The sequence below is a fragment of the Oerskovia sp. NPDC056781 genome, from assembly GCF_042789955.1.
GTDB lineage: Bacteria > Actinomycetota > Actinomycetes > Actinomycetales > Cellulomonadaceae > Oerskovia > Oerskovia rustica.
The window spans coordinates 1-22063 of sequence record NZ_JBHUAD010000043.1; the positions used below are offsets into that span (position 1 = coordinate 1).

The following is a 22063-nucleotide window of genomic DNA, read 5'->3' on the forward strand; positions in this document are numbered from 1 at the left end:
GTGGGGCGCCACGCCAACCCCGGACCACCCGACAGGCCGGGCGGTCCGGACGCGGCCCCGGGAGCTCACCCGACGAAGCCGCCCGCGTACTGGAGCCAGTAGACGAGCTCGCCGCCCGCGGTGATCTCCTCCCGGCCCAGGAACGCGTCCCGGGTCCCCTCGCCCCGGCACGTGTACCGGAACGCCCCGTAGTCGGCGTCGACGGACTCGTGCGTACGCGTCGTGGCCGCGTGCTCGACGAGCGCGGGCTGGAGCATGAGGTCCGCCTGCCCCTCGCTCATCGAGGAGAAGTCACCCGAGTAGGACACCGACCACACCGGCACGCCGTCGCGGTGGACCACCTCGATGCCGGGGAAGATCCCGTTGCCGACGTAGTACACGTCGCGATAGAGCCAGGGCCCCTCGGCGAACTCGTACTGCACGGATCCCGCGAGGATCGCGGTCGTCTTCCCCTCCCCTGCGGCGTAGGTCCGGGCGCGGGCGCGGGTGAGGAACGCGTGGGCGTCGTCGGCGAGCATGGCGCCGATGCTAGGAGGCACCACCGACACGGTCGGTGTGGCCGAGCGAGAGGCCGGGGGCGACGCGGTCGCGCACGATCCGCTTGAGGACGGGCACCTCCGGGAAGCCCTTCTTCTCCTTGCGGTCCCACACGAGCTCGTCGCCCACGTGGACCTGGAAGATCCCGCCCGTGCCGGGCACGAGGGCGACCTCGGTCAGCCTCGTGCCGAAGGTCGTGAGGAGCTCCTGTGCGAGCCATGCGGCGCGCAGCATCCAGTTGCACTGCGTGCAGTAGGTGACGGTCACGCGGGGGGTCACGTCGGTCTGTTCGTCCACGGGCCCAGCGTGCCAGAGGCGGCGCCCGTCTCGCGTCACCTGACCACGAGCATCACCGCGAGCACGGCCATGACGAGCGCGATGACACCGTCGAGCACGCGCCACGCGACGGGTCGCGCGAAGACCGGCGCGAGCACACGCGCCCCGAAGCCGAGCGTCGTGAACCACACGATGCTCGCGATCCCCGCCCCGACGCCGAAGACCCAGCGCCCGTCGTGACCGTGCCCTGCTGCGACCGAGCCGAGCAGCAGGACCGTGTCGAGGTAGACGTGCGGGTTGAGCCAGGTCAGGGCGAGGGCGGTCCCGACGGCGGCCCCCGCCGACATCCTCAAGCCCCCCTCGGCTGCTTCGAGGGTCGCGGGGCGCAGCGCGCGCCGGGCCGCCTGCACCGCCAGGACCAGCAGGAACGCGGCCCCTCCCCAGCGCACGGCCGCGAGCAGCACGGGGGCCCGCGAGACCAGCACCCCCAGGCCCGCGACCCCTGCCGCGATGAGCACGAGGTCCGAGAGCGCACACACCAGCACCACGGGCAGGACGTGCTCGCGGCGCAGACCCTGGCGCAGCACGAACGCGTTCTGCGAGCCGATCGCGACGATGAGGGACAGTCCGGTGCCGAGGCCGGCGAGGAGGGGGGAGAGGGAGAGCACGTCCTCCACGGTAGGCACGGTCCACCATTCAGTACAGCGAATGATTCTGTCGAACCATAAGATCTGCTCATGGTTGACCTCCAGCCCGACCAGCTCCGCGCGCTCGACGCGATCGCGACCACCGGCACGTTCGACGCCGCCGCCCAGCGCCTCGGGGTGACCCCGTCGGCGGTCAGCCAGCGGATGCGCGCCCTCGAGACAGCCGTGGGTCAGGTGCTCGTGCGTCGCGGCCGGCCGGCGACGCTCACCGCCCCGGGCGAGGTGCTCGTCCGGCACGCGCGCCATCTCGCGCTCCAGCACGCCGAGGTCCTGGCCGAGCTCGACCTGACCTCGGGCAGCACCCCCGAGCTGACCCTCGTCATCACGGGCGACGCCCTGACCACGTGGGCGCTGCCCGTGCTCGCCGAGGCTTCCGCGTGGGCGCGGCTGGAGATCCTGCGCGAGGACCAGGACCACTCGATCGACCTGCTGCGCGACGGGACGGCCGTCGCGGCGGTCACGTCGGTCTCGGTCGCGGTGCCGGGCTGTCGCTCGACGCCCCTCGGCCGCATGCGCTACCGCCCGATGGCGAGCCCCGCGTTCGTCGAGCGGTGGCTCCCCGACGGTCCCACGACGGCGGCCCTCGCCGTCGCACCCGTGCTCGTCTTCGACCGCAAGGACGACCTCCAGGACCGCTACCTGGGTCGCCGCCCGGGCGGCCCCCGCCACTTCGTCCCGGCCTCCCACGAGTTCCTGCGGGCGGTCGAGCTCGGCATGGGCTGGGGCATGCTGCCCGACCTCCAGAGCCACGACGGCGAGGCCGCCGGGCGGCTCGTCGGGTTCGACGACGCCGCGAGCCTGACCGTGCCGCAGTACTGGCAGCAGTGGCGCCTGCACTCCCCCACGCTCGACCGGGTGGCCGCCGCCGTCCGCGCGGCAGCGGTCGCCCACCTGCGGTGACCTCGGGCGCCCCGCCCGGGGCGCCCGAGCAGGGCAGACTTGTCCCGTGCCCCCTCTCCCCAGCGACGGTCCCCTGCCCGACGACGCCGCCCACCCCGACGCGTCGGCCGACCCTTCGCTCGCCGCCCGGGACCTCCTCCTCGCCGGGCTCGAGCGCTTCTCTCCCACCGCGCACCCCGGCCCCGAGCGCCGCTCCGGCAGCGCCACGCACGACCCCGACCCGACGCTCGTCGCGGTCGACGCGACCGACCGCCTGCTGCTCGACGAGGCCGCGAGCGCCCTCGCGACCGCCGGGCCGGGCGAGGTCGTCGTGATCGACGACCGGTTCGGGGCGCTGACGCTGGGCACCGCGGTGGCGCACGGGCTGACGGGCCTCCGCGTGCACCAGGACGCCGTCACGGGCGAGGTCGCGCTCGACCGGAACGCCGACAAGGCGCAGGCACACTTCCCCGGCCTGGCCGACGCGTTCACGCACCTGCCGCTGGGCGAGGACCTGCTGCGCGGTGCGCGCGTCGTGCTGCTCCAGCTCCCGCGCTCGCTCGCGGCGCTGCGCGACGTCGCGGAGCACGTCGCGCACTTCGCGGCCCCCGACGTGGTCCTGCTCGCGGGGGCCAGGCTCAAGCACATGACGACGGCCATGAACGACGTCCTGGCGGAGTCCTTCACGGACGTCCGGGCCAGCCTCGCACGGCAGAAGTCCCGCGTCCTCGTGGCCCGCGGCCCCCGGCCCGGCACCGACCTCACCTACCCGGTCACGGGGCACCTGGCAGAGCTCGACCTCGACGTGGTCGCGTACGGTGCCGCGTTCGCAGGCGCGAGCCTCGACCTCGGGACGCGCTTCCTGCTGGGGTTCCTGGACCGGGTGTCGCCGGGAGCGCACGACGCCGTCGACCTTGGCTGCGGCACGGGCATCCTCGCCGTGTCGTTCGCCCGTGCGCGTCCGGGCGCCGTGGTCGTCGCGACCGACCAGTCCGAGGCGGCCGTCCGCTCGGCCCAGGCCACCGCGGTCGCCGCCGGTGTGAGCGACCGGGTCCGGGTGGTGCGCGACGACGTCGGGTCCTCGCTCGCGGACCGCAGCGCCGACGTCGTGCTGTGCAACCCGCCCTTCCACCAGGGCGCGGCCCTGAGCACCGACGCGGCGCACCGGATGTTCGCGGCCGCGGGCCGCGTGCTGCGCCCCGGCGGCGAGCTGTGGACGGTGTACAACTCGCACCTGCGCTACCGGCCCGCGCTCGAGCGCGCGGTCGGGCCCACGACGCAGGAGGGCCGGGACCCCAGGTTCACGGTGACGCGCAGCGTCGCCCGCTGAGAACCCGGGGCCCGGCCCGTCAGGTGCGAGGGGTCGAGGTCACTGGACCCCGACGACGTCCACCACGAAGACCAGCGTGTCCGTGCCGCCGATGCCCGCCTGAGGGACGCCGCGCATGCCGTAGCCGTGCTCCGGCGGGATCGAGAGCAGGACGCGCGAGCCGACGTTCTGGCCCACGAGGCCCTTGTCCCAGCCACCGATGACCGCACCGGTCCCGATGGGGAAGCTGATGGTCTCGCCACGGTCGTACGACGTGTCGAAGATGCCGCCGTCCCAGACCTGACCCAGGTAGTGCACGACGATCGTGCGGCCGGCCGTCACGACCGGGCCGCTGCCCTCCTCGAGGACCTGGACCTGGAGGCCGGCGGGAGCGCCGCCCTCGGGGAACGTCAGGACCGGCTTGTCGCCGAACGAGCCGGACGCGGTGGGGAGCTGCGTGCTCATGGTGCTACCTCTCGGATGGAGTTGCGGGGTTCGGGGACAAGCCTAAGCGGGCGGCGGCAGCTCGCGGCCCGCCCATGGTCCTCGCCCCGGCCCTGCCGCCCGCTCCGTGCCCGACGGCGGAGCGCACCGCACCGCGCCGGGTGCGCTCCGCCGTCGGGCACCTTCCCGCCTGACAACCGCAGCGCGCAGGCGCACGCTGGACGGATGGACTCCTTCGACGACGAGCCCGACACCGCCCGCCCCGTCGACACGACCGACCTCGACGCACCCGTGACGCACGCGGGCGGGGCGCAGGTGCCGACGGGCAGGCGCTCGGCGTTCCCCGGGATCGCGGAGTACGCGTTCCTCTCGGACTGCGAGTGCAACGCGCTCGTCGCACCGAGCGGCGCGATCGAGTGGATGTGCGTCCCGCGGCCCGACTCGCCCAGCATCTTCGCGGCTGTCCTCGACCGGGGTGCGGGTTCGTTCCGCGTGGGACCGTACGGCGCGCGCGTGCCCGTGGCGCGGCGCTACATCCCCGGGACGCTCGTGCTCGAGACCACGTGGCAGACGCCCACGGGCTGGCTCGTGGTGCGCGACGCGATGCTCATGGGGCCGTGGCACAACGTCGATCAGCGCTCCCAGACGCACCGGCGCACCCCCACCGACTTCGACGCCGAGCACATGCTGCTGCGCACGATCCTGTGCGTCAACGGGACGGTCGACGTCGAGGTCGTGTGCGAACCGCTGCCCGACTACGGGCGCGAGGCCGCCCGGTGGGAGTACGACGGGCAGACCTACCAGAGCCTCGTGACGCGCGTCGCGCACCCCACGACGCCCGACCTGCGCCTGAGCAGCAGCCTGCGCCTCGGTGTCGAGGACCGTCGCGCACAGGGCCGCACACGCATGGCCGCGGGCGACAGGGCGTACGTCGCGCTGTCGTGGTCGGACCGGCCCGCGCCCGCCACGTGGCCCGACGCCGCCGACGCCATGGGACGCACCGAGCAGTACTGGCGCGACTGGATCACGCAGGGCGTCTTCCCCGACCATCCGTGGCGCTCCTACCTCCAGCGCAGCGCCCTCACCCTCAAGGGCCTGACCTACGCCCCGACGGGAGCGCTGCTCGCCGCCGCGACCACCTCGCTGCCCGAGACCCCGCACGGCGAGCGCAACTGGGACTACCGGTACGCGTGGGTGCGCGACTCGACGTTCGCCCTCTGGGGGCTCTACACCCTGGGCCTCGACCGTGAGGCGAACGACTTCTTCGCGTTCGTGCACGACGTGTGCCGCGACGACCGCGAGCTGCAGATCATGTACGGCGTCGGCGGCGAGGACCGGCTCGAGGAGAGCACGCTCGACCACCTCTCGGGCCACGAGGGCGCGCGGCCCGTGCGCATCGGCAACGCCGCGTACGACCAGCAGCAGCACGACATGTGGGGGGCCGTCCTCGACTCGGTGTACCTGCACGCCCGGTCGCGCGAGCAGCTCCCCGAGTCTCTGTGGCCCGTCCTCAAGGCGCAGGTCGAGGAGGCCGCGCGGCACTGGCACGAGCCCGACCGCGGCCTGTGGGAGGTCCGCGGCGAACCCCAGCACTTCACGTCGTCGAAGGTCATGTGCTGGGTCGCGCTCGACCGCGGCGCCCGCCTGGCCCGCATGTACGACGAGCAGGACTACGCCGAGCAGTGGCAGAAGATCGCCGACGAGATCCACGCCGACGTGCTCGAGCACGGCGTCGACCCCCGTGGGGTCTTCGTGCAGCGCTACGGGTCCGACGCGCTCGACGCCTCGCTCCTGCTCGTGCCGCTCCTGCGGTTCCTGCCGGCCGACGACCAGCGCGTCGTCGCGACGGTCGACGCGATCGCGAGCGAGCTCACGGTCAACGGTCTCGTGCTGCGCTACCGCACCGACGAGACCGACGACGGGCTGTCCGGCGAGGAGGGGACGTTCACGATCTGCTCGTTCTGGCTCGTGTCGGCGCTGGTCGAGGTCGGGGAGCTCGACCGGGCGCGGGCGCTGTGCGAGCGGCTGCTGTCGTTCGCGAGCGAGCTCAACCTGTACGCCGAGGAGATCGACCCGCACTCGGGGCGGCACCTGGGGAACTTCCCGCAGGCGTTCACGCACCTGGCGCTCATCAACGCGGTGGTGCACGTGGTGCGGGCCGAGGAGCGTCGGGACGGGACGGGCCACTTCGAGGCGGCCCACCGAGGGTGACGCACCCACCCGCCGAGGGTGACCGACCCGCCGAGGGTGACCGACCCGCCCACCGAGGGTGACGGAGAACTCGAGCTCTCCACCCCTTGCACATCCGTGGCTAATGGCATTAGCCTTTACGCTATGAGCACTCGCCACACCGTCGAACTCCTTCCTCGCCCCGAGGGCCGCATCGCGTACACCGTGACCGGCACCGGCCCCCTCGTCGTCGCCGTCCCCGGCATGGGCGACCTGCGCTCGACCTACCGCGACCTCGTCCCCCCGCTCGTCGAAGCCGGCTACCGCGTGGCCGTCCTGGACCTGCGCGGTCACGGAGACAGCGACACGACCTTCCGCACGCACGGTGACGTCGCGACCGGCCAGGACCTCCTGGCTCTCGTCGAGCATCTGGGCGGTCCGGCCGTGCTGGTCGGGAACTCGATGGGAGCCGGGGCCGCCGCGTGGGCAGCTGCCGAGGCTCCCGACGCCGTCGCGGGCCTCGTCCTCCTCGGCCCCTTCCTGCGCGACCCCGCAACGGGCGCCGCGAAGGCCGCCGCGAGCCGGCTGCTCTACCGCGTCGCGCTCGCTCGCCCGTGGGGGGCCGCCGCCTGGGCGGGCTTCTACTCGACGCTGACCAAGGGTCGCAAGGCACCCTGGCACGCCGAGCACGTCGCCGCGATCCGCGCCTCGATGCGCGAGCCCGGCCGTCTGCGGAGCTTCCGCGACCTGGCCCTGGCCCTGACGCACGCACCCGTCGAGGCGCGCCTCCCCGAGGTCGACGCCCCCGCGATCGCCTTCATGGGTTCGCTCGACCCCGACTTCGCCGATCAGGGCGCCGAGCTGGCCTGGATCCAGGAGGTCGTCGGCGCCCAGGGGCACCTGGTCCCCGGCGTCGGGCACTACCCGCAGCACCAGGCGCCCGACGTCGTCGCGCCTGCGACCCTCACGTTCCTCGCCGGACTGCGCGCCGACGCCCAGGGCTGGAACGCCCGTGGCTAGGGCCGGGCTGAGCCGTGAGGGCGTCACAACCCTCGCGCTGCGCGTGGTGGACGACGGCGGAGCGCAGGGGTTCGCGGACCTCACCCTCGCCAAGGTCGCGTCCGCGGCAGGGGTCGCGACCCCGAGCCTCTACAAGCACGTGGGCTCGCTCGCCGACCTGCGCCGGTCGGTCGCGCTCGTGGCGGTGAACGACCTGACGCGCGCGACCGCCGCCGCGACGATCGGCCGCTCGGGCCCCGACGCTTTGTCCGCGCTCGCGTGGGCCGTCCGCGACTTCGCGCGCGAGCACCCGGGCCGGTACGCCGCGATCCAGCTCTCGCCCGACCTCGGCGCCGCCGACGACGACCCGCTCTCGCTCGCGGGCGCCGAGACGGTCGCCGTGATCGTCGCGGTGCTGCGCGGGTTCGACCTCCCGGCGGCCCGCACGATCGACGCGATCCGCGCCGTCCGGTCCGCGGTCCACGGGTTCGTCTCGCTCGAGCTCATGGGCGGCTTCGGCCTGCCCGACGACGTCGACCACAGCTTCGAGGTCCTCGTCCGTCTGCTCGTGGCCGGGATCGAGGACCTCGCCGACCCTGCGCCGTCCTGACACGACCGCCGTCCCACCCGCCGAAGGAGAGCCGCCATGAACGCACCGTCGATCGACCGGACCCGCCCCGACCTGGGCCTCGTCCGTCCCCGTACCGGAGCGCTGCTACTCGCGGCCGCGGGCGTTCTCTTCCTCGCCTTCCCGCTCCTGCGCCCGTGGGTCCCCGAGGGTGTCGCCACGCCCGAGCTCGCGGCCGCGCTCGCCTCGGGACGCTGGATCGCGGCCCACCTGTGCGGTGCGGCCGGGTTCTGGCTGCTCCCCGCGGCCTTCGTCGCGCTGCGCGGACGGCTGGCCGGGACGCGGGGCCAGGCTCCGGCGTCGGGCGCGGTCGTCACGGGCTGGCTCGGTGCCGGACTCGTCCTGCCGTACTTCGGTGCGGAGATCTTCGGGGTCCACGCGATCGCGCACGACGCCGTGACGACCGGTGCCCTCGACTTCCTGCCGACGATCGACGCGGTCCGCATGCAGCCCGTCGCGGTGACGCTGTTCGGTCTGGGGCTGCTCGCCGTGGGCGCGAGCGGGGTGCTCGCCGCCGTGGCGGTGTGGCGCGGCGGGCTGGTTCGACGGTGGACCGGGATCCCGCTCGCCGCGGGCCTGGTGCTGTACCTGCCGCAGTTCTTCACGCCGCCGGCGGGGCGGATCGTGCACGGGGTGCTGCTGGCCGTGGGCTGCTGGCTCGTGGCGTGGGCTGTGCGCCCCGACGCCGAGGGCGACCTGGATCGGCCGGTGACCCCCGTTCGCCGAGGGTGACCGCCACCAGCGCCGAGGGTGACATCCGATGTCCCCCTCGGCGGGCGTGTCCGTCACCCTCGGCGGGCGTGTCCGTCACCCTCGGCGGGCCGGCGTACCAGCCGGTGTCAGTGCGCCAGGAAGCCCAGCAGGTCGTGACGCGTGAGCACCCCGACCGGGTCGCCGTCGTCGATCACGAGCAGCGCGTCGGCGTCGTGCAGCGCGGCCCGGATCGCCGCGACCCCCTCGCCCGCCCCGATGAGCGGGAACCGCGCCTCCATGTGCTTGTCCACGCGGTCGGCGAGGGAGGCGCGCCCGGAGAAGACGGCGTCGAGCAGCTCCCGCTCGCTCACGGCCCCCGCGACCTCGCCGATCTTGACGGGCGGCTCGGCCCCGACGACCGGCATCTGGGAGACGCCGTACTCCCGCAGGATCTCGATCGCGTCGCGGACGGTCTCGCCGGGGTGCGTGTGGACGAGGCTGGGCAGCTGGCCGCTCTTGGAGCGCAGCATGTCTCCCGCGGTCACGCCCTCCTCGGCGTCGAGGAACCCGTAGGACCGCATCCAGGAGTCGTTGAAGATCTTGGACAGGTAGCCGCGCCCGCCGTCGGGCAGGATCACGACGATCACGGCACGCGCCGCGGCCTCGGGGTCCTCGTCCTGGAGCCGGCGGGCCAGCCGCAGCGCGGCGACCACCGCCATGCCGCACGAGCCGCCGACGAGCAGTCCCTCCTCGCGGGCGAGCCGGCGGGTCATCTCGAACGAGTCGGCGTCGGTCACGGCGATGATCTCGTCGGGCACCGTCGGGTCGTAGGCGGCGGGCCAGAAGTCCTCGCCCACGCCCTCGACCAGGTAGGGACGACCGTCGCCGCCCGAGTAGACGGACCCGGCGGGGTCGGCACCCACGACGTGCACCCGCCCACCGGCCGGACGCGAGGCCGACACGTCCTTGAGGTACCGCCCGGTCCCGGTGATGGTGCCACCGGTCCCGACCCCGGCCACGAGGTGCGTGACGAGACCGTCGGTGTCGCCCCAGATCTCGGGGCCCGTGCTCTCGTAGTGGGACGCGGGACCGTTGGGGTTGGCGTACTGGTTGGGCTTCCACGCCCCGGGGATCTCGGCGACGAGCCGGTCCGAGACCGAGTAGTAGGAGTCGGGGTGGTCGGGGGCCACGGCGGTGGGGGTCACGACGACGCGCGCGCCGTAGGCGGTCAGAACGTCGCGCTTGTCCTGGCTCACCTTGTCGGGGCAGACGAACACGCAGTCGTACCCCTTGCGCTGCGCCACGAGCGCGAGGCCGACCCCGGTGTTCCCCGAGGTCGGCTCGACGATCGTGCCGCCGGGCGCGAGCTCCCCGGAGGCCTCGGCCGCCTCGATCATCTTGAGCGCGATGCGGTCCTTCACGGACCCGCCAGGGTTGAGGTACTCGACCTTGGCGAGGATCGTCGCAGAGAGGCCGTCGGTCACCGATCCGAGCCGGACCAGGGGTGTCCCGCCGACGAGGTCAGAGATGTGGTGTGCGAACTTCATGCACCGATCATGCGCTGCCGAGGGCCATTCCGCCGAGCACGGCGCACAGCGCGACGCTCACACCGAGGATCACGACGAGCAGCGGACGGTCCGCGGCGTCGCGTGCGAAGTACCGCCCGACGGCGGCGCTCAGCCCGCCCGCGACGGCCAGGTAGAGCACCGACGCCAGGGCGATCCCGCTCGTCGCGGTGGCCGGGTCGCCGGTGGCCGTGCTCAGCAGCGAGCCCAGCACCAGGAAGCTCCAGATCCCGACGCCCACGAACCCGAGCGCGAAGAACAGGGTCGCGGCTGATCGGCAACCCGTGCGCTGCGACCGAGCTCATGACGCGCAGGCCCGTCGTCGGGTCGTTCTTCGACAGGACGAAGACCTCGACGAGCGGGTCCTGCGCGCTGGGCGACAGGTCGTTCAGGCTCAGGAGGCGCTGGACGAACTCGAACGCGACCCCGGGGCGCAGGGTCCGGTCCAGGTGCTCGTCCTGGTAGGCGCGGTACGCGTCGATCCCCTGCTCGTCGAAGACGCGCTGCGAGTCGGACAGGTCGAACAAGGCGCTCGAGGAGACACCGACGACGAGCCGGTGATCGAGGTCGTAGGGCGGCACGGTGCTCCTTCGTCGGGGCTTGCGGAGGGGTCAGGACTGGTCGGTCGGACGACGCACCGGGTCCTGCGGGTGGCGGCGTCGGTACCTCATGACGCACTCCTTGCACATGGGCATGGTCGGCAGGCGCGCGGCCTCGCGCGGCGTCATCTCGCCGATCACCTTGGCGCCGCACAGACCCCGGTCCGGGTGCACGATGTGACCCCACTCCGACTCCCAGCGGTAGCCGAACCGGTAGGGCGGACGCACCTGGAACTCGCGGACCTGAGGCGCCGAGCGCAACGCCTTGGCCTTGTCGATGCCGTCCTCGCCCCCCGCACCGTACCCCTGGGGCTGGCGCTGGCACACGTGCCGGACCCGGAACGGCATGGTCGCCTTGTACGCGAGCTGCGTGCCCGGCACGGCTCCGCGGTTCGACGTCAGGAACCAGCGCACCTCGTCCCCCGCGTGCACGCTGCGGACCTCCTCGAGCGCGAAGGCCCGACGGCGCCCGTCGTAGCACGGCAGCCACTGCACGTCGCCGCCGCACTGCTCGCACCGCCCGATCCGGACCTCGCTCATGCGGGCAGGCTCGTGGTGTCGACGTGCATGCTGCCTCCGGTGATGGGTACGAGCGGACCGAGGACACCCTACGTCGGGCGTGCCCACGGTCGCGGAAGCGACCCCTGCCCGCTACGGTCCCGTGACCGCGAAGAACCCGTGCGCGCCGCGCTCGGCGTCGATCATCGCGTGGCTCACGAACGGGTACCTGCCCGCCTCGGGGAACGCCATCTCGACGAACCCGCCCTGCGCGACCGCGAGGCCCAGGACCTGCGAGCCGCCCGCCTCGGCGTTGCCGGGCCGCAGCCGGTAGGCGCCCTCGCTGAAGACCGTGTCGAACTGGCCCCCGACGACGTGGAAGGACGTCCCTCGGTTGGGCCCCGCGGGCAGCACCCACACGCGCACACGCTCCCCCACGCGGGCCGGGAGCGGCGCCGCGTCGTACTGGTTGGCGTAGCCGTTGAACGCGACGACGTCGGGATCCCCCGTCGCGAGCCGGTCCATGTCGACCTCGCCGCCCTGGGGGCCGAGGTAGTACTCCGACTGGACGAACAGGTACTCGCGGTCGACCGGCGCGAGATCGGGAGGATCGATCACGACCGCGCCGAACATGCCGTTGGCGACGTGCGCCGACATCGGCATGGTCGAGCAGTGGTACATCCACACGCCCGACATGGTCGCGGTGAACGTGTAGGTGAGCTCCTCGCCCGGGGCGATCGTGCGCATCGGTTCGTCGGGGGCGAGGGCACCTGCGTGGAAGTCGATCGAGTGCCCGATCGTGCCGTCGTTGACCAGCGTGATCTCGAAGCGGTCACCGACCCTGCCCCGCAGCGTCGGGCCGGGGGCCGTCCCGCCGAACGTCCAGAGCCGCTGCGTCACGCCCGGCGCGACCTCGGTCACGGCCTCGGAGACCGTCATGCGCACGCGATGCACCGTCTCCGGGCCCACGGGTGAGAGCGCGGCCGGGTGGGCGGTGAAGTCCTCACCGGGCGTGGCCATGAGGTCCAGGTCCTCGGCGGCGCTGGGCGTGGCGCCGCCCGGCGCTGTGCCGCCGGAGGGGCCCGCGCCGGCCGAGCCGTGGTTCATGCCGGCCATGTCCTCGTGGTCGCCCGCGCTCCCGGCGTTCGTGGAGGGCGCGGCGTCGGGCACGGCGGCCGCTCCCGTCGGCGTGATCGTCAGGACCATACCCATCTGCCGGTGCCCCACGACCGTGCACCACCCGTCGATCGCGCGCCCCACGACCCCGACGTCGAACGTCTCGGTCGCGCCCGGCGCGATCCGGCCGCTCGTCCGCCCGGTGTCGAGCGCGAGGTCGTGGACCGTGGTGTCGGTGTTGGTCACGACCAGGACGAGGGTGTCACCGGCGGGCACCTCGATCTCGCTCGGGACGAAGCGCATGTTCGCGGCCTCGACCTCGACCGTCGTGGTCCGGCCCGTCGCGGCGACCGCCCCCTCGGCACCGGCCGCCGCCGACGTCGCACCGCTCCCGGTACCGAGCGCGGCCGGGTCGAGGGCGACTCCCCCGGCCGCGACGAGCAGCAGGACGCTCAGCGCAGCCACGGCCAGGCCCTTGCGACGCGGCCCCGTCACCGCTTCGACGGGTGGCGCCTGGCGTCCACCGGCCCGGTCGCGCACCTCGTGTCCGCGCGCGTGGGCGGCTGCGACGTCGTCGGCGGTCGGCAGGAGGAACGGCGTGCGCCGCGCACGGCGGTGGGCGAGCACCGCACCGACGAGCAACGGCAGGAAGGCCACGAGAGCGCCCAGCGCGGTCAGCGACGCGAAAACGTGCACCAGGCTCGGCGCGGGCAGCACGAAGAGCACGAGCGCGCCGTTGAACAGCACGACCCGCACGACGGCTCCCCGTTCGAGGACGGCCGTGGTCGAGCGCACGGCGGCCGGTCCCCCGCCGAGCACCACGGGGACGAGGTAGGTCAGCGCCCCCAGCAGGACCTGCGCCACGAAGCCCGCGACGAGCGGCACGGTCACGATCCCGACGCGATCGGCGGCCGTCTCCCAGCCTCCGCTGAGCGCGAGGACACCGGTCAGCGTCCCGAGCGACCCCATGAGCCACACGAGCGCGCCCGCCGCCGACCACGTCGCGAAGGTGGCGGGCGGTCGCCGTCGGGCCGCCGTGACCATGGGCCGCACCGAGACCAGCACACCCGCGAGATACGTCGCGAGGCCCACGGCCGCGACGGGGGGCGCCGCGAGCAGCACCGCGGCGACACCGGCCGCGAGCCCACCGAGCATGAGGGAGAGCGTCGTGCGTGCGGCGCGGGGCGCGTCGTCGGCCATCCTGGTCCGCAGCATGGTCGGCCACAGCGTCAGGAGCGTGCCCATGACCGTCAGGCCCACGAACCCGAGCAGGTTGACGCCCGCGTGAGCCAGCACGACGCGCACGTGCCACGCCTCGTCGAGGCCGCGCGCGAGCGTCGCCCCGAGCCCGGCCCCGAACGGCAGGAGCCAGGAAGCGGCGACGTAGAACGCGACGCAGACCCGGAAGCGGGCGGCGAGCGCCCGGCGCGACTGGAGCCACAGGGCCGTGCCGTGCGCCGCGACCGCGATCCCCACGCCGACGGCCCCGACGAGCGTCACGACCCACGTCGCGGTCACCATGCCCGTGACGGTCGTGACGACCGCGACGTTGAGCAGCACGAGCCGGGCGACCTGCCACCGCCGCGACGCGGGCGTGGCCCGGCGGCTCAGCAGCGCGTCGGTGAAGTGCTGGCTCCAGACGCAGATCGCGTTGGTCACCGCGCCGAGCAGCAGCAGGTGCACCAGCAGCCAGGGCGAGGCGGGGACCCACCGGTGGCCGACCGCGACCACGACCGTGGCCAGCAGCCACCCGACCACGGGCGCGTTGGCGCGCAGGTGCCACGCGCTGCGGTCGGTCAGGGGCCGCAGCGGGGCGGGGGCGGCGGACAGGTCGAGCTTCACGGGGCGGTCTCCTCGAGGGCAGGCTCCGGCCCGACGGCGTCGCGTCGGCCGGGTGCGGCGGCGGGGGGCGCGGCGGTGGTGGTGGTCGCGGCGGTGGTCGGCCCGGCGGCGGGCGCGGCGGGGCGCAGGTTGGCGCGGACCCCGACCGTGACCATCAGGGCGACGAACGCGAGCAGCGCCACGACGTTCAGGACACCGCCGACCTGGTGGGCGACGGGGAGGTCGCGCGCGTCCCCCAGGCCGAGCCGGACCACCAGGCCCACGTGCAGGAGCGCGGCCGGCCCGTACATCAGGGGCGTGTACGGCAGCCGGACCCGCAGCACCGCCGGCAGGATCACGGGCGCGTGCGCCATGATCATCGAGATCGTGAATCCCAGGAAGATCGAGTGGATCACCGCGTCGTAGCCGGGTCCCGTGACCTGGCGCCCCGCGAGGAGCCAGACCGCACCCGCGACCGTGAGCCACGCGTAGGCCGCGAGCAGGCACGCGGCCATGTAGCGGGTGAGGCCCGTCGAGCGGATGGTGCGCCGCGCGACGTCGTGCGCAGCGAGCCAGCCGCACAGTGTCAGGAACGCCGCGCCCAGGGCCGCGTAGCCGACGCTCGGCCACAGCAGCGAGGCCACGCACCCGGCCGCGAGCGCCCAGCAGACCCACAGGACCATGTCCGCGCCGCGGGCGCCCAGGAACGCGATGCGGGCGAGCTCGAGCCGCTCGCCCGCGATGGTCGCCACGACGAAGCACGCGAGCCACGGCAGCACGTCCGCGACACCCACCCCGCCGAGCCACAGCAGGGCGCCACCCGTCGCGAGCAGCGCGCCGATCAGCTGGACGAGGACCGCGTCGTCGTGCTGCCGCCGCCACAGCGGCACGTACACCGCGCACAGCGCGGCACATCCGACGACGAGGAGCACCTGCCCGACGACGAGGGGCGCAGGGCTGAGCAGCGCCAGCGCCCCCGCCCCCAGCAGACCCGGGGCGACGAATCCCCACCGGGTGCGCAGCGCGACGGCGCGTTCGAGCGCGATGACCGTGCCGACGAACCCCAGGACGAGCAGCACGCCGTGGACCACGGGCAGGCGCTCGGTCGTGACGGGAGCCGGCAGGCCGAGCAGCAGGAGCGCCGCGTCGAGGCCCGCGAGAAGAGCGAGTCCGGCAGGCAGGACGAAGACCGCACGGCGCATCACGACGCCTTGTCCCTGCGCGGCTCTGGCTGGGGGCGCAGGTGCAGACGGCAGGCGCCCGGCTCGGCGAACGGCAGCAACGAGGTGCCCTCCCGCGGAGCCCCCAGGCGCTCGAGCGCTCCCTGGGCAAGACCGAGGTGCACCGCGCACACGACCTCGGGGTTGCGGTACGCGGCCTCGAGCAGCGGGCACCGGGTCAGCGCGACCGAGGCCGCGTCGTCGTCGGCCCGCGGCGCGAAGCCGAGCCTGTCCAGCAGGGAGACGACCTCGTGGCGCGCGGCGCGCGCGACGTGGTCCGGGCCGGGCACTCCGTCGTACTCCCCGCCTGGGGGCGCCGCCGGCGCCTGGCGCGCGGCGCCGTCGGCTCCCTCGCCGCACGGCCCGTGGCCGCGCTCGCCGGACGACGGCCCGCCGGTCGGGGGCTCTCCCGACGGGGGCTCCTGGCCCTCGACGAGGTCCGCGCCCCACGCGCGTCCGGCTGCCAGGGCGTCGCCGACCGGGTCGGCGCTCGACCGAGCGATCTGGGCCGCGAGCGCCGACGCGAGGCCCGCGTACTCGGCGGCTCCTGCCGTGGTCGGGGACTCCGTCGCCGGGGAGTAGAGCCGGGCCGGGCGTCCGCGCCCGTGCGCCGGAGCGTTCTCGCTGGTCGCGAGCCCGGCCTCGACCAGGCCCTCCAGGTGCTCGCGCACGGTGTTGGTGTGCTGGTCGAGCGCCGTCGCGACGGAGGCGACCGTGCAGGGCTCGGACTGCGACGCGAGGACGTCGAGCACCGCGAGCCGCGCTCTGGACAGCCGGGCGGGGCGCACCGGGCGTCGGACCGGCGGGGGGCCGTACCCCGGGCGCGGGGAGATCGCTCGTCCTGCCTGACCCGGAGGCTCCATATTTTCCACGGAATAAAGTGTACTAATGTCGAAGGCGTTCGGAAACCACGCCCGCCCCGGAGGACCCACGTCATGAGCAGCAGCATCGTCCTGGCCACCTCGGCCGAAGACTCACGCGCGGTCGAGGCCGTCGTCGCCCACCACACCGAGATGAACGGGACCCTCGGCCTCCTCGTCGAGGCCCTCGTCCAGGCGGTCGAAGCGGGCGACGCGACCGCGACCGTCACGACCCACCAGCGGCTCGTCGCATGGACCCGCGCGGACCTGCTGCCGCACGCGCTCGCCGAGGAGGGCGCGATGTACCCGCACGCGCACCGCACCCCGGACGCCCGCCTCCTGGTCGACGCCATGATCGCCGAGCACGGCGTCATCGGCGGCCTCGTCGACGCGCTCGCCGACGCGACGAGCCCCGTGCGCGCGGCCGCGCTGGGCCGCGCTCTCCAGGTCCTCTTCGAGGTGCACATGACCAAGGAGAACGAGCAGATCCTGCCGCTGCTCGCCCTGTCCTCCGACGTGTCGCTCGCGACCGTCCTCGACGGGATGCACGAGCTGCTCGGCGGGCACGAGCACGGGCAGACGGGCGGTTCTGGGCCCGCCGAAGCCGGCGGCGGGTGCGGGTGCGGCAGTTCCGAGGGAGGTGCGGGCAGCGGGTGCGGCGGTGGCGCCGAGCCGCCCGAGGAGACCCGGGCGGCCGACCCGGCCACGGACCCGACCGCCCCGACCCCGGGCGGGCACTCGTGCGGGTGCGGCGGGCACGACGACGCCGGGAACCTCCCCGTCCTCGACGCCCGCGCGGTACCCCACGCGATCCGGCACGCGACGATCTTCGGCGCGCTCGACGGCGTCGCCCCCGGCGCCGGCATGGTGCTGCTCGCCCCGCACGACCCCCTGCCGCTCCTGGCCCAGGTCGACGCCCGCTGGCCGGGCACGTTCACGGTCGACTACCTGGAGCGCGGCCCCGAGACGTGGGCGCTGGCTTTCATGCGCTGACGCTGCGCGGCCGTCAGGAGCCCACCGGGGTCGCGCGGTGGGCTCCTGACGACCTGGCCGCCGAAGGTCCACGAGATGCGGCCGACCGGGGTGCGGTGCGGCTCAGGACCCCAGGTGACCGCATCTCTACCCCAGAGCCGCCCTCGTACCTCCTCTGAGACTGCGCCGATCACACCCTGCACCGGTGGCCCCCACGCACCCCCTCTGCCACGATCGGCCTCATGGGCACGAACACCACCGGATGGACCGAGGGAACCGTCGAGGTCGAGGGGCACCCCGTGTTCTACCGGCGCAGCGCGGAGATGCCCGGCAGCCTGCCGATCGTCCACGTGCACGGCTTCGCGATCTCAGGCACCTACCTCATGCCGACGGCCCGCGTGCTCGCCGGGCGGGCCACGAACCTCGTCCCGGACCTGCCGGGCTACGGCCGGAGCGAGAAGTGGGACTACACGCTCGGCATCCCGGCGCTGGCGCACGCGCTGATCCGCATCCTCGACGCCCTCGAGCTCGACAAGGTGGTCCTGGTCGGCAACTCGATGGGCTGCCCCGTCAGCCTCGAGGTCGCCCACAGCGACCCCGACCGCGTCGAGCGCATCGTCCTCGTGTCTCCCGCGGGCGGCGTGCACAACCAGGGGTTGGCCCGGGCGATCCGGCAGCTCGCGATGGACGGTCCGCGGGAGAGCCGGCAGATGGCTCGGGTAGCCGTCCCGGACTACGTGCGGTTCGGGCCGGTCAACACGTTCCACCTGTTCAGCGAGCTCACCCGGTTCCCGTCGTTGGAGCGCATCGTCCGGTCGACCGTGCCGACGCTCGCGGTCATCGGGAGCAGGGACCCGCTCATGCCACCTCCTGCGCGTGTGCGGGAGGTGAGCCGACTCGCGGGCGACAACACCACGGTCGCCCTCATCGAGGGCGCCGCGCACGCGATCAACTTCAGCCATCCCGGCGAGCTCGCCCACGTCATCGGGTCCTGGCTCGACGGCGTCGAGATCGTCGACGACCCGGACTCCCCCGGCCTGACGCGCGTCCTGCAGCTGCCGCGCAGCTAGCCAGGACGTCGTCGGCACGCCGACGGCGTCGGCCTGGACGTCAGGACGGCCGCGGCCCGACGATCTGCTCGACCAGGAGCTCGTGGAGTCGTGGGTCGGCGAGCGGCCGGAAGTGCCCCGGGGTGTCGAGCACGACGTCGTGCGCGCCGTCGAGCGTGCTTCCGGCGGGGATGTGCGGGTCCCAGCGGCTGTGCACCGAGGTGATGCGTTCGTTGACGGCGCGCTCGGCGGACAGGGCCACGATCGTCGCGTCGCTCGGGATGAACGCCCGCACGGCCGGCACGACGAACCATCGCGCGTAGACGGAGCCCGCGAACGGCGTGTTGATCGCGATCATCGACGCGATCCGGCCCGGGCTCTCGCGCACCATGGCGAGCTTCCCGATGAGCCCGCCCTTGCTGTGCGCGACGACGACGACGTCGTGCAGGTCCTGCTCCCGGAGGTACCGGGCGAGGAGGACGGCGCCGTCCGCGACAGGTCTCCGGTTGTCCCGGAGCTCGGGGAGCACGTGGACCGCGACCCCGTGGTCGTGCAGGAGGGTGGCCAGCGGCAGGAGGAAGTGCCAGGACTCGTACACCCCGGGGACGAGGACGACGGGTGGCCCCACGGGCCGGTCGGGGTGGCGCAGGTCGTCGGGACCCATGCGGGACACGATCCCTGTCGCCTGCCAGCGCAGCACGCAGGCGTAGTCGCGGACGCGCCACCAGGTCCGCCGCAGGCCCAGCCCCAGACGCTGGCCCAGGTCCCGGCTCCCGTCGCGCATGGCTCCCCTGTCGTCGTCACCTGCGGTCACCGTCGGCAACGGTCAGCGTCACCCTCGGCGGCCCACACAGTCACCCTCGGCGGGCACCACCCGATACTCGCGCGTCAGGCGCCGAAGCGCGCGTTCGTCGGCACGATCTGCTTGCCGAGCGGCAGCAACGAGATCGGGATCATCTTGAGGTTCGCGATGCCCAGCGGGATACCGATGATCGAGACGAACAGCGGGATCGAGGTGATGACGTGCCCGATCGCGAGCCAGATCCCCGCGAAGATCACCCAGATCACGTTGCCGATCGTGGAGAACGCGCCGGCCGTGGGCTTGTCGACGACGGTGCGTCCGAAGGGCCACAGCGCGTACCCGGCGATGCGAAAGCTCGCGATGCCGAACGGGATGGTGATGATGAGGATGCAGCAGACGATCCCCGCCACGACGTACCCGATCGCGAGCCAGAGCCCCGCGAAGATGAGCCAGATGACGTTCAGGATCGCGTTCATGCCCCGATTCTGCCTCACGGACGTCGGCCGGACGCCCACCCCGGTGACGCCGTCGGAAAACTAGACTGCTCCCGTGCCCTCCCCCTCCCCTGCCTCGCCCCCCGACGTCCCGGCCGAGCCGTCCCGGACGATCGCCGACCGCTACACGGCCGTGCGCGCCCGCGTCGACGCCGCGGCGCTCGCCGCAGGCCGCGCTCCGGACGAGGTGCGGCTGCTCGTGGCGACCAAGACGCAGGACGCCCCCGCGGTGCGCGCGGTCGTCGCCGCGGGCGCGACGCTGATCGGCGAGAACCGCGTCCAGGAGCTCGTCGCCAAGGCACCGGACCTCGCCGACCTGGTCGCGGACGGCTCGGTGCGGGTCCACATGATCGGGCACCTGCAGCGCAACAAGGTCAACCAGGTCCTCGCGACGGCCACGGGTGTCGAGTCGGTCGACTCGCTCGCGCTCGCCGAGGCGCTCGCGAGCCGCTGCGCGCGCGAGGGCCGCACGCTCGAGGTCATGGTCCAGGTGAACGTGTCGGGAGAGGAGTCCAAGGCGGGGGTGGCGCCCGACGACGCCGCGCACCTCTCCCGTCAGGTCGCCGCGCTGGAGGGTCTTCACCTCACGGGGTTCATGACGATCGGGGCGAACTCCCCCGACACCGCGCTGGTACGCGCCGGGTTCGAGCGGCTGCGCCGGATACGTGACGAGGTGCTCGTGAGCGAGGCCCCGGGGACGCGTGAGGCGCGCGAGCTGTCGATGGGCATGAGCGGTGACCTCGAGGCGGCGATCGCCGAGGGCGCGACGATCGTGCGCGTGGGGACCGCGGTGTTCGGGGCACGTACCGCCACCGCGCCCGTCGGCTGACCGGGGAGGAACGGGACGCGGGACCGTCCGCTTGACGTGGACGGTCCCGCGCCCTGTGCCGGGCGACCTTCGCGCCGCTACGACGTCACGAACTGCTGCAGGTGCGCCAGGACGACCGCCTCGACGGCGCTGCGCGTCCCCAGGACGGCGCGGTCGACCCGCGGCATCTGCTCGGCGTGATAGTTGGCCGCGTCGGCCGACCAGTGCACGATCGCGTTGCCGACCAGCACGTAGCCGTTGTAGCCCTCGGTCACCCAGTAGGCGTCGGCGGAGAGGCGCGCGTCCTGGGCGAGCGAGGGGAAGGTCCCGGTGGTGTCGGCGGTGCCCGAGACCTCGACGCTGATCGGGTCACCGGCCTCGACGTAGTCGATCGTCACGGCGGGGCACGACGCCGCCCGGTCCTGGACGATCGCGTAGGCGGACTCGGCCGCGGCCGCGTCGGCGAAGAGGTGGGCTTCCTGCTGGAGGCGCCCCCCGGGGCTGATGGTGTCCTGCAAGGCGTAACCACTGGTGCCGAGTCCCGCGAGGATCGCCGCGATGTCGCAGTCCTCGGGGGACTGGGTGTTCGCCGGGGGTACCCGGGGCTCGTCACGAAGGATCGTCACGACGTTCCCCTGGATCGCCGGGATGCCGCTGAGGACCCCGGCTTCCGGCAGGAGCAGGGACCGGATCGCGGACGGGTCGACGTGAGGTGGTGCCGGAGCCACGACGGACGCTCCCAGCTCGGCGGTCACCTGCGCAACGTCGTCCCCCGCGGACGGCACGGTGGTCGTCCCCGCGGTCTCGACGGGTCCTTCGCTGCCGACGGGCGCCTCGGTAGCACATGCCGCGAGCGTCGCGCCGAGGACCAGCACGAGTCCTGCCCTCGTGGCCCGGCCGTAGGCGGCGGGCCCTGCTCCGACCGATGGACGACGACGTGCTCCCATGACTCCCCCAGAATGTTCGGACGTCACCGCGTGGTGCGGCGAGATGTCCTCCAATCTTCGACCGTGGGACACGTGTACCGCATGCTGGCCGGATAACGATTCGGCGCCAGATGTCGCGATCCGACCTTGCGGCCGCCTGCTTCCCGACCTGGCCCTCTGACCAGGGACGTCGCGCGCCCCAGAGCCTCAGGCCCCCAGCAGCTCGAGCGCGCGGCGCACGCCGGGCGCCCCAGCCCCGCGCAGCGCCTCGCGGGCCTCGTCGACGCCGACGCCGGCGAGCAGCATGACGAGCGCGACGTGGATCTCGCCGCCGGCCCGGTGCAGGACCTGCTCGCACTCGTCGGTGCCGAGTCCCGTGGCCTGGACGAGCATGCGCACGATGCGGGCGCGCAGCTTCTGGTTGGTCGGGCGCACGTCGATCATGAGGTTCGAGTACGTCTTGCCGAGGCGGATCATGGTCGCGGTCGAGAACGTGTTGAGCACGAGCTTCTGCGCCGTGGCGGCCTTCATCCGGGTCGAGCCCGTCACGACCTCGGGGCCCGTGTCGAGGAGGATCGCGACGTCGACGCGCGAGGCGAGGCGCGCCTGCGGGTTGGCGCTCACGAGCACGGTCGCGGCGCCTCGCTCGGCGGCGACGTCGAACGCGCCGCCCACGTAGGGGGTGCGGCCGC

Annotated in this window: 23 protein-coding genes and 1 pseudogene; 9 read left to right on the top strand and 15 right to left on the bottom strand. The window is 73.8% G+C overall.

The genetic code is table 11. The features are described 5' to 3' along the window. Positions 1 to 65: 65 nt before the first annotated feature. From ACFRCR_RS05950 to ACFRCR_RS05960, 3 genes are read right to left on the bottom strand one after another with little or no spacing between them, the layout of a single operon-like run. Entirely contained in the window at positions 66 to 518 is a 453-nt protein-coding gene (locus tag ACFRCR_RS05950; RefSeq protein ID WP_377676113.1) for a DUF5680 domain-containing protein, read from the bottom strand. A gap of 10 nt (positions 519 to 528) precedes the next feature. Then, a complete protein-coding gene (locus ACFRCR_RS05955; RefSeq protein ID WP_377676114.1) occupies positions 529 to 834 on the bottom strand; it encodes a SelT/SelW/SelH family protein in 306 nt (101 codons plus the stop codon). A gap of 35 nt (positions 835 to 869) precedes the next feature. After that, positions 870 to 1481: a LysE/ArgO family amino acid transporter gene (locus ACFRCR_RS05960; protein WP_377676115.1), complete on the bottom strand. Its 612-nt coding sequence runs from the start codon at positions 1479 to 1481 to the stop codon at positions 870 to 872. A 69-nt stretch (positions 1482 to 1550) separates the two neighbouring features. Between ACFRCR_RS05960 and ACFRCR_RS05965 the strand changes: the two genes are divergently transcribed. Both ACFRCR_RS05965 and ACFRCR_RS05970 read left to right on the top strand, forming a co-directional pair. Continuing rightward, positions 1551 to 2420 (top strand): LysR family transcriptional regulator ArgP, encoded by an 870-nt coding sequence (locus tag ACFRCR_RS05965; RefSeq protein ID WP_377676116.1) that lies wholly within the window; start codon positions 1551 to 1553, stop codon positions 2418 to 2420. 46 nt (positions 2421 to 2466) lie between these two features. Continuing rightward, a complete protein-coding gene (locus ACFRCR_RS05970) occupies positions 2467 to 3729 on the top strand; it encodes a class I SAM-dependent methyltransferase (protein WP_377676117.1) in 1263 nt (420 codons plus the stop codon). A 39-nt stretch (positions 3730 to 3768) separates the two neighbouring features. Here ACFRCR_RS05970 and ACFRCR_RS05975 read toward each other — a convergent pair whose 3' ends face one another. Then, positions 3769 to 4173, bottom strand: a complete 405-nt coding sequence (locus tag ACFRCR_RS05975) for an FKBP-type peptidyl-prolyl cis-trans isomerase (protein ID WP_030150127.1) — start codon at positions 4171 to 4173, stop codon at positions 3769 to 3771. A 204-nt stretch (positions 4174 to 4377) separates the two neighbouring features. On the opposite strand from ACFRCR_RS05975, the gene ACFRCR_RS05980 reads away from it, so the two are divergent. From ACFRCR_RS05980 to ACFRCR_RS05995, 4 genes are all read left to right on the top strand, one after another. Next, the gene (locus ACFRCR_RS05980) at positions 4378 to 6363 is read left to right on the top strand and encodes a glycoside hydrolase family 15 protein (RefSeq protein WP_377676118.1); all 1986 of its coding nucleotides are present in this window, start codon (positions 4378 to 4380) and stop codon (positions 6361 to 6363) included. Positions 6364 to 6486: 123 nt separating this feature from the next. After that, complete coding sequence (locus ACFRCR_RS05985; RefSeq protein ID WP_377676119.1) at positions 6487 to 7341, top strand: alpha/beta fold hydrolase; 855 nt, start codon at positions 6487 to 6489, stop codon at positions 7339 to 7341. Beyond that, positions 7334 to 7930, top strand: a complete 597-nt coding sequence (locus tag ACFRCR_RS05990; protein WP_377676120.1) for a TetR/AcrR family transcriptional regulator — start codon at positions 7334 to 7336, stop codon at positions 7928 to 7930. The genes ACFRCR_RS05985 and ACFRCR_RS05990 overlap by 8 nt, the downstream gene beginning before the upstream one ends. A 36-nt stretch (positions 7931 to 7966) precedes the next feature. Then, on the top strand, positions 7967 to 8680 hold the full coding sequence (locus tag ACFRCR_RS05995; RefSeq protein ID WP_377676121.1) for a hypothetical protein: 714 nt from the start codon (positions 7967 to 7969) through the stop codon (positions 8678 to 8680). Positions 8681 to 8787: 107 nt separating this feature from the next. On the opposite strand, the gene ACFRCR_RS06000 is transcribed toward ACFRCR_RS05995, so the two are convergent. The 7 genes and pseudogenes from ACFRCR_RS06000 to ACFRCR_RS06030 form a co-directional block, all read right to left on the bottom strand. After that, on the bottom strand, positions 8788 to 10188 hold the full coding sequence (locus ACFRCR_RS06000; protein WP_377676122.1) for a cystathionine beta-synthase: 1401 nt from the start codon (positions 10186 to 10188) through the stop codon (positions 8788 to 8790). 7 nt (positions 10189 to 10195) lie between these two features. Beyond that, complete coding sequence (locus tag ACFRCR_RS06005; protein ID WP_377676134.1) at positions 10196 to 10447, bottom strand: hypothetical protein; 252 nt, start codon at positions 10445 to 10447, stop codon at positions 10196 to 10198. 34 nt (positions 10448 to 10481) lie between these two features. After that, positions 10482 to 10787 (bottom strand): annotated as a pseudogene (locus tag ACFRCR_RS06010) (5'-nucleotidase); the annotation flags it as partial. 30 nt (positions 10788 to 10817) lie between these two features. Next, the gene (locus ACFRCR_RS06015) at positions 10818 to 11345 is read right to left on the bottom strand and encodes a hypothetical protein (protein WP_377676123.1); all 528 of its coding nucleotides are present in this window, start codon (positions 11343 to 11345) and stop codon (positions 10818 to 10820) included. A gap of 111 nt (positions 11346 to 11456) precedes the next feature. Continuing rightward, positions 11457 to 14261, bottom strand: a complete 2805-nt coding sequence (locus tag ACFRCR_RS06020; protein ID WP_377676124.1) for a multicopper oxidase domain-containing protein — start codon at positions 14259 to 14261, stop codon at positions 11457 to 11459. Then, the gene (locus ACFRCR_RS06025; RefSeq protein WP_377676125.1) at positions 14258 to 15442 is read right to left on the bottom strand and encodes a hypothetical protein; all 1185 of its coding nucleotides are present in this window, start codon (positions 15440 to 15442) and stop codon (positions 14258 to 14260) included. Before ACFRCR_RS06025 ends, ACFRCR_RS06020 begins: the two co-directional genes overlap by 4 nt. Then, positions 15442 to 16323: a helix-turn-helix transcriptional regulator gene (locus tag ACFRCR_RS06030; protein WP_377676133.1), complete on the bottom strand. Its 882-nt coding sequence runs from the start codon at positions 16321 to 16323 to the stop codon at positions 15442 to 15444. Before ACFRCR_RS06030 ends, ACFRCR_RS06025 begins: the two co-directional genes overlap by 1 nt. 72 nt (positions 16324 to 16395) lie before the next feature. On the opposite strand from ACFRCR_RS06030, the gene ACFRCR_RS06035 reads away from it, so the two are divergent. Both ACFRCR_RS06035 and ACFRCR_RS06040 read left to right on the top strand, forming a co-directional pair. Next, positions 16396 to 17313: a DUF2249 domain-containing protein gene (locus ACFRCR_RS06035; protein ID WP_377676126.1), complete on the top strand. Its 918-nt coding sequence runs from the start codon at positions 16396 to 16398 to the stop codon at positions 17311 to 17313. A gap of 221 nt (positions 17314 to 17534) precedes the next feature. Then, positions 17535 to 18362 (top strand): alpha/beta fold hydrolase, encoded by an 828-nt coding sequence (locus tag ACFRCR_RS06040; RefSeq protein ID WP_377676127.1) that lies wholly within the window; start codon positions 17535 to 17537, stop codon positions 18360 to 18362. Positions 18363 to 18402: 40 nt separating this feature from the next. Here ACFRCR_RS06040 and ACFRCR_RS06045 read toward each other — a convergent pair whose 3' ends face one another. Beyond that, positions 18403 to 19155 (bottom strand): alpha/beta hydrolase, encoded by a 753-nt coding sequence (locus ACFRCR_RS06045; protein WP_377676128.1) that lies wholly within the window; start codon positions 19153 to 19155, stop codon positions 18403 to 18405. 74 nt (positions 19156 to 19229) lie between these two features. Next, positions 19230 to 19619: a YccF domain-containing protein gene (locus ACFRCR_RS06050; RefSeq protein ID WP_377676129.1), complete on the bottom strand. Its 390-nt coding sequence runs from the start codon at positions 19617 to 19619 to the stop codon at positions 19230 to 19232. A gap of 73 nt (positions 19620 to 19692) precedes the next feature. On the opposite strand from ACFRCR_RS06050, the gene ACFRCR_RS06055 reads away from it, so the two are divergent. Further along, a complete protein-coding gene (locus tag ACFRCR_RS06055) occupies positions 19693 to 20466 on the top strand; it encodes a YggS family pyridoxal phosphate-dependent enzyme (protein WP_377676130.1) in 774 nt (257 codons plus the stop codon). A gap of 77 nt (positions 20467 to 20543) precedes the next feature. Here the strand turns inward: ACFRCR_RS06055 and ACFRCR_RS06060 are convergent, their stop codons facing one another. Both ACFRCR_RS06060 and ACFRCR_RS06065 read right to left on the bottom strand, forming a co-directional pair. Then, positions 20544 to 21200, bottom strand: coding sequence for a hypothetical protein (locus ACFRCR_RS06060; RefSeq protein WP_377676131.1), 657 nt, complete (start codon positions 21198 to 21200; stop codon positions 20544 to 20546). A 378-nt stretch (positions 21201 to 21578) separates the two neighbouring features. Continuing rightward, the coding region (locus tag ACFRCR_RS06065; RefSeq protein ID WP_377676132.1) for an N-acetylmuramic acid 6-phosphate etherase at positions 21579 to 22063 on the bottom strand (485 nt) is incomplete at its 5' end.

What these genes read in the sequence shown, in the direction of transcription:
- ACFRCR_RS05950 (WP_377676113.1), bottom strand. Translation starts at nt 518, where the DNA reads ATGCTCGCCGACGACGCCCACGCGTTCCTCACCCGCGCCCGCGCCCGG.
- ACFRCR_RS05965 (WP_377676116.1), top strand. Translation starts at nt 1,551, where the DNA reads ATGGTTGACCTCCAGCCCGACCAGCTCCGCGCGCTCGACGCGATCGCG.
- ACFRCR_RS05975 (WP_030150127.1), bottom strand. Translation starts at nt 4,173, where the DNA reads ATGAGCACGCAGCTCCCCACCGCGTCCGGCTCGTTCGGCGACAAGCCG.
- ACFRCR_RS05980 (WP_377676118.1), top strand. Translation starts at nt 4,378, where the DNA reads ATGGACTCCTTCGACGACGAGCCCGACACCGCCCGCCCCGTCGACACG.
- ACFRCR_RS05985 (WP_377676119.1), top strand. Translation starts at nt 6,487, where the DNA reads ATGAGCACTCGCCACACCGTCGAACTCCTTCCTCGCCCCGAGGGCCGC.
- ACFRCR_RS05995 (WP_377676121.1), top strand. Translation starts at nt 7,967, where the DNA reads ATGAACGCACCGTCGATCGACCGGACCCGCCCCGACCTGGGCCTCGTC.
- ACFRCR_RS06000 (WP_377676122.1), bottom strand. Translation starts at nt 10,188, where the DNA reads ATGAAGTTCGCACACCACATCTCTGACCTCGTCGGCGGGACACCCCTG.
- ACFRCR_RS06015 (WP_377676123.1), bottom strand. Translation starts at nt 11,345, where the DNA reads ATGAGCGAGGTCCGGATCGGGCGGTGCGAGCAGTGCGGCGGCGACGTG.
- ACFRCR_RS06025 (WP_377676125.1), bottom strand. Translation starts at nt 15,442, where the DNA reads ATGCGCCGTGCGGTCTTCGTCCTGCCTGCCGGACTCGCTCTTCTCGCG.
- ACFRCR_RS06030 (WP_377676133.1), bottom strand. Translation starts at nt 16,323, where the DNA reads ATGGAGCCTCCGGGTCAGGCAGGACGAGCGATCTCCCCGCGCCCGGGG.
- ACFRCR_RS06035 (WP_377676126.1), top strand. Translation starts at nt 16,396, where the DNA reads ATGAGCAGCAGCATCGTCCTGGCCACCTCGGCCGAAGACTCACGCGCG.
- ACFRCR_RS06040 (WP_377676127.1), top strand. Translation starts at nt 17,535, where the DNA reads ATGGGCACGAACACCACCGGATGGACCGAGGGAACCGTCGAGGTCGAG.
- ACFRCR_RS06050 (WP_377676129.1), bottom strand. Translation starts at nt 19,619, where the DNA reads ATGAACGCGATCCTGAACGTCATCTGGCTCATCTTCGCGGGGCTCTGG.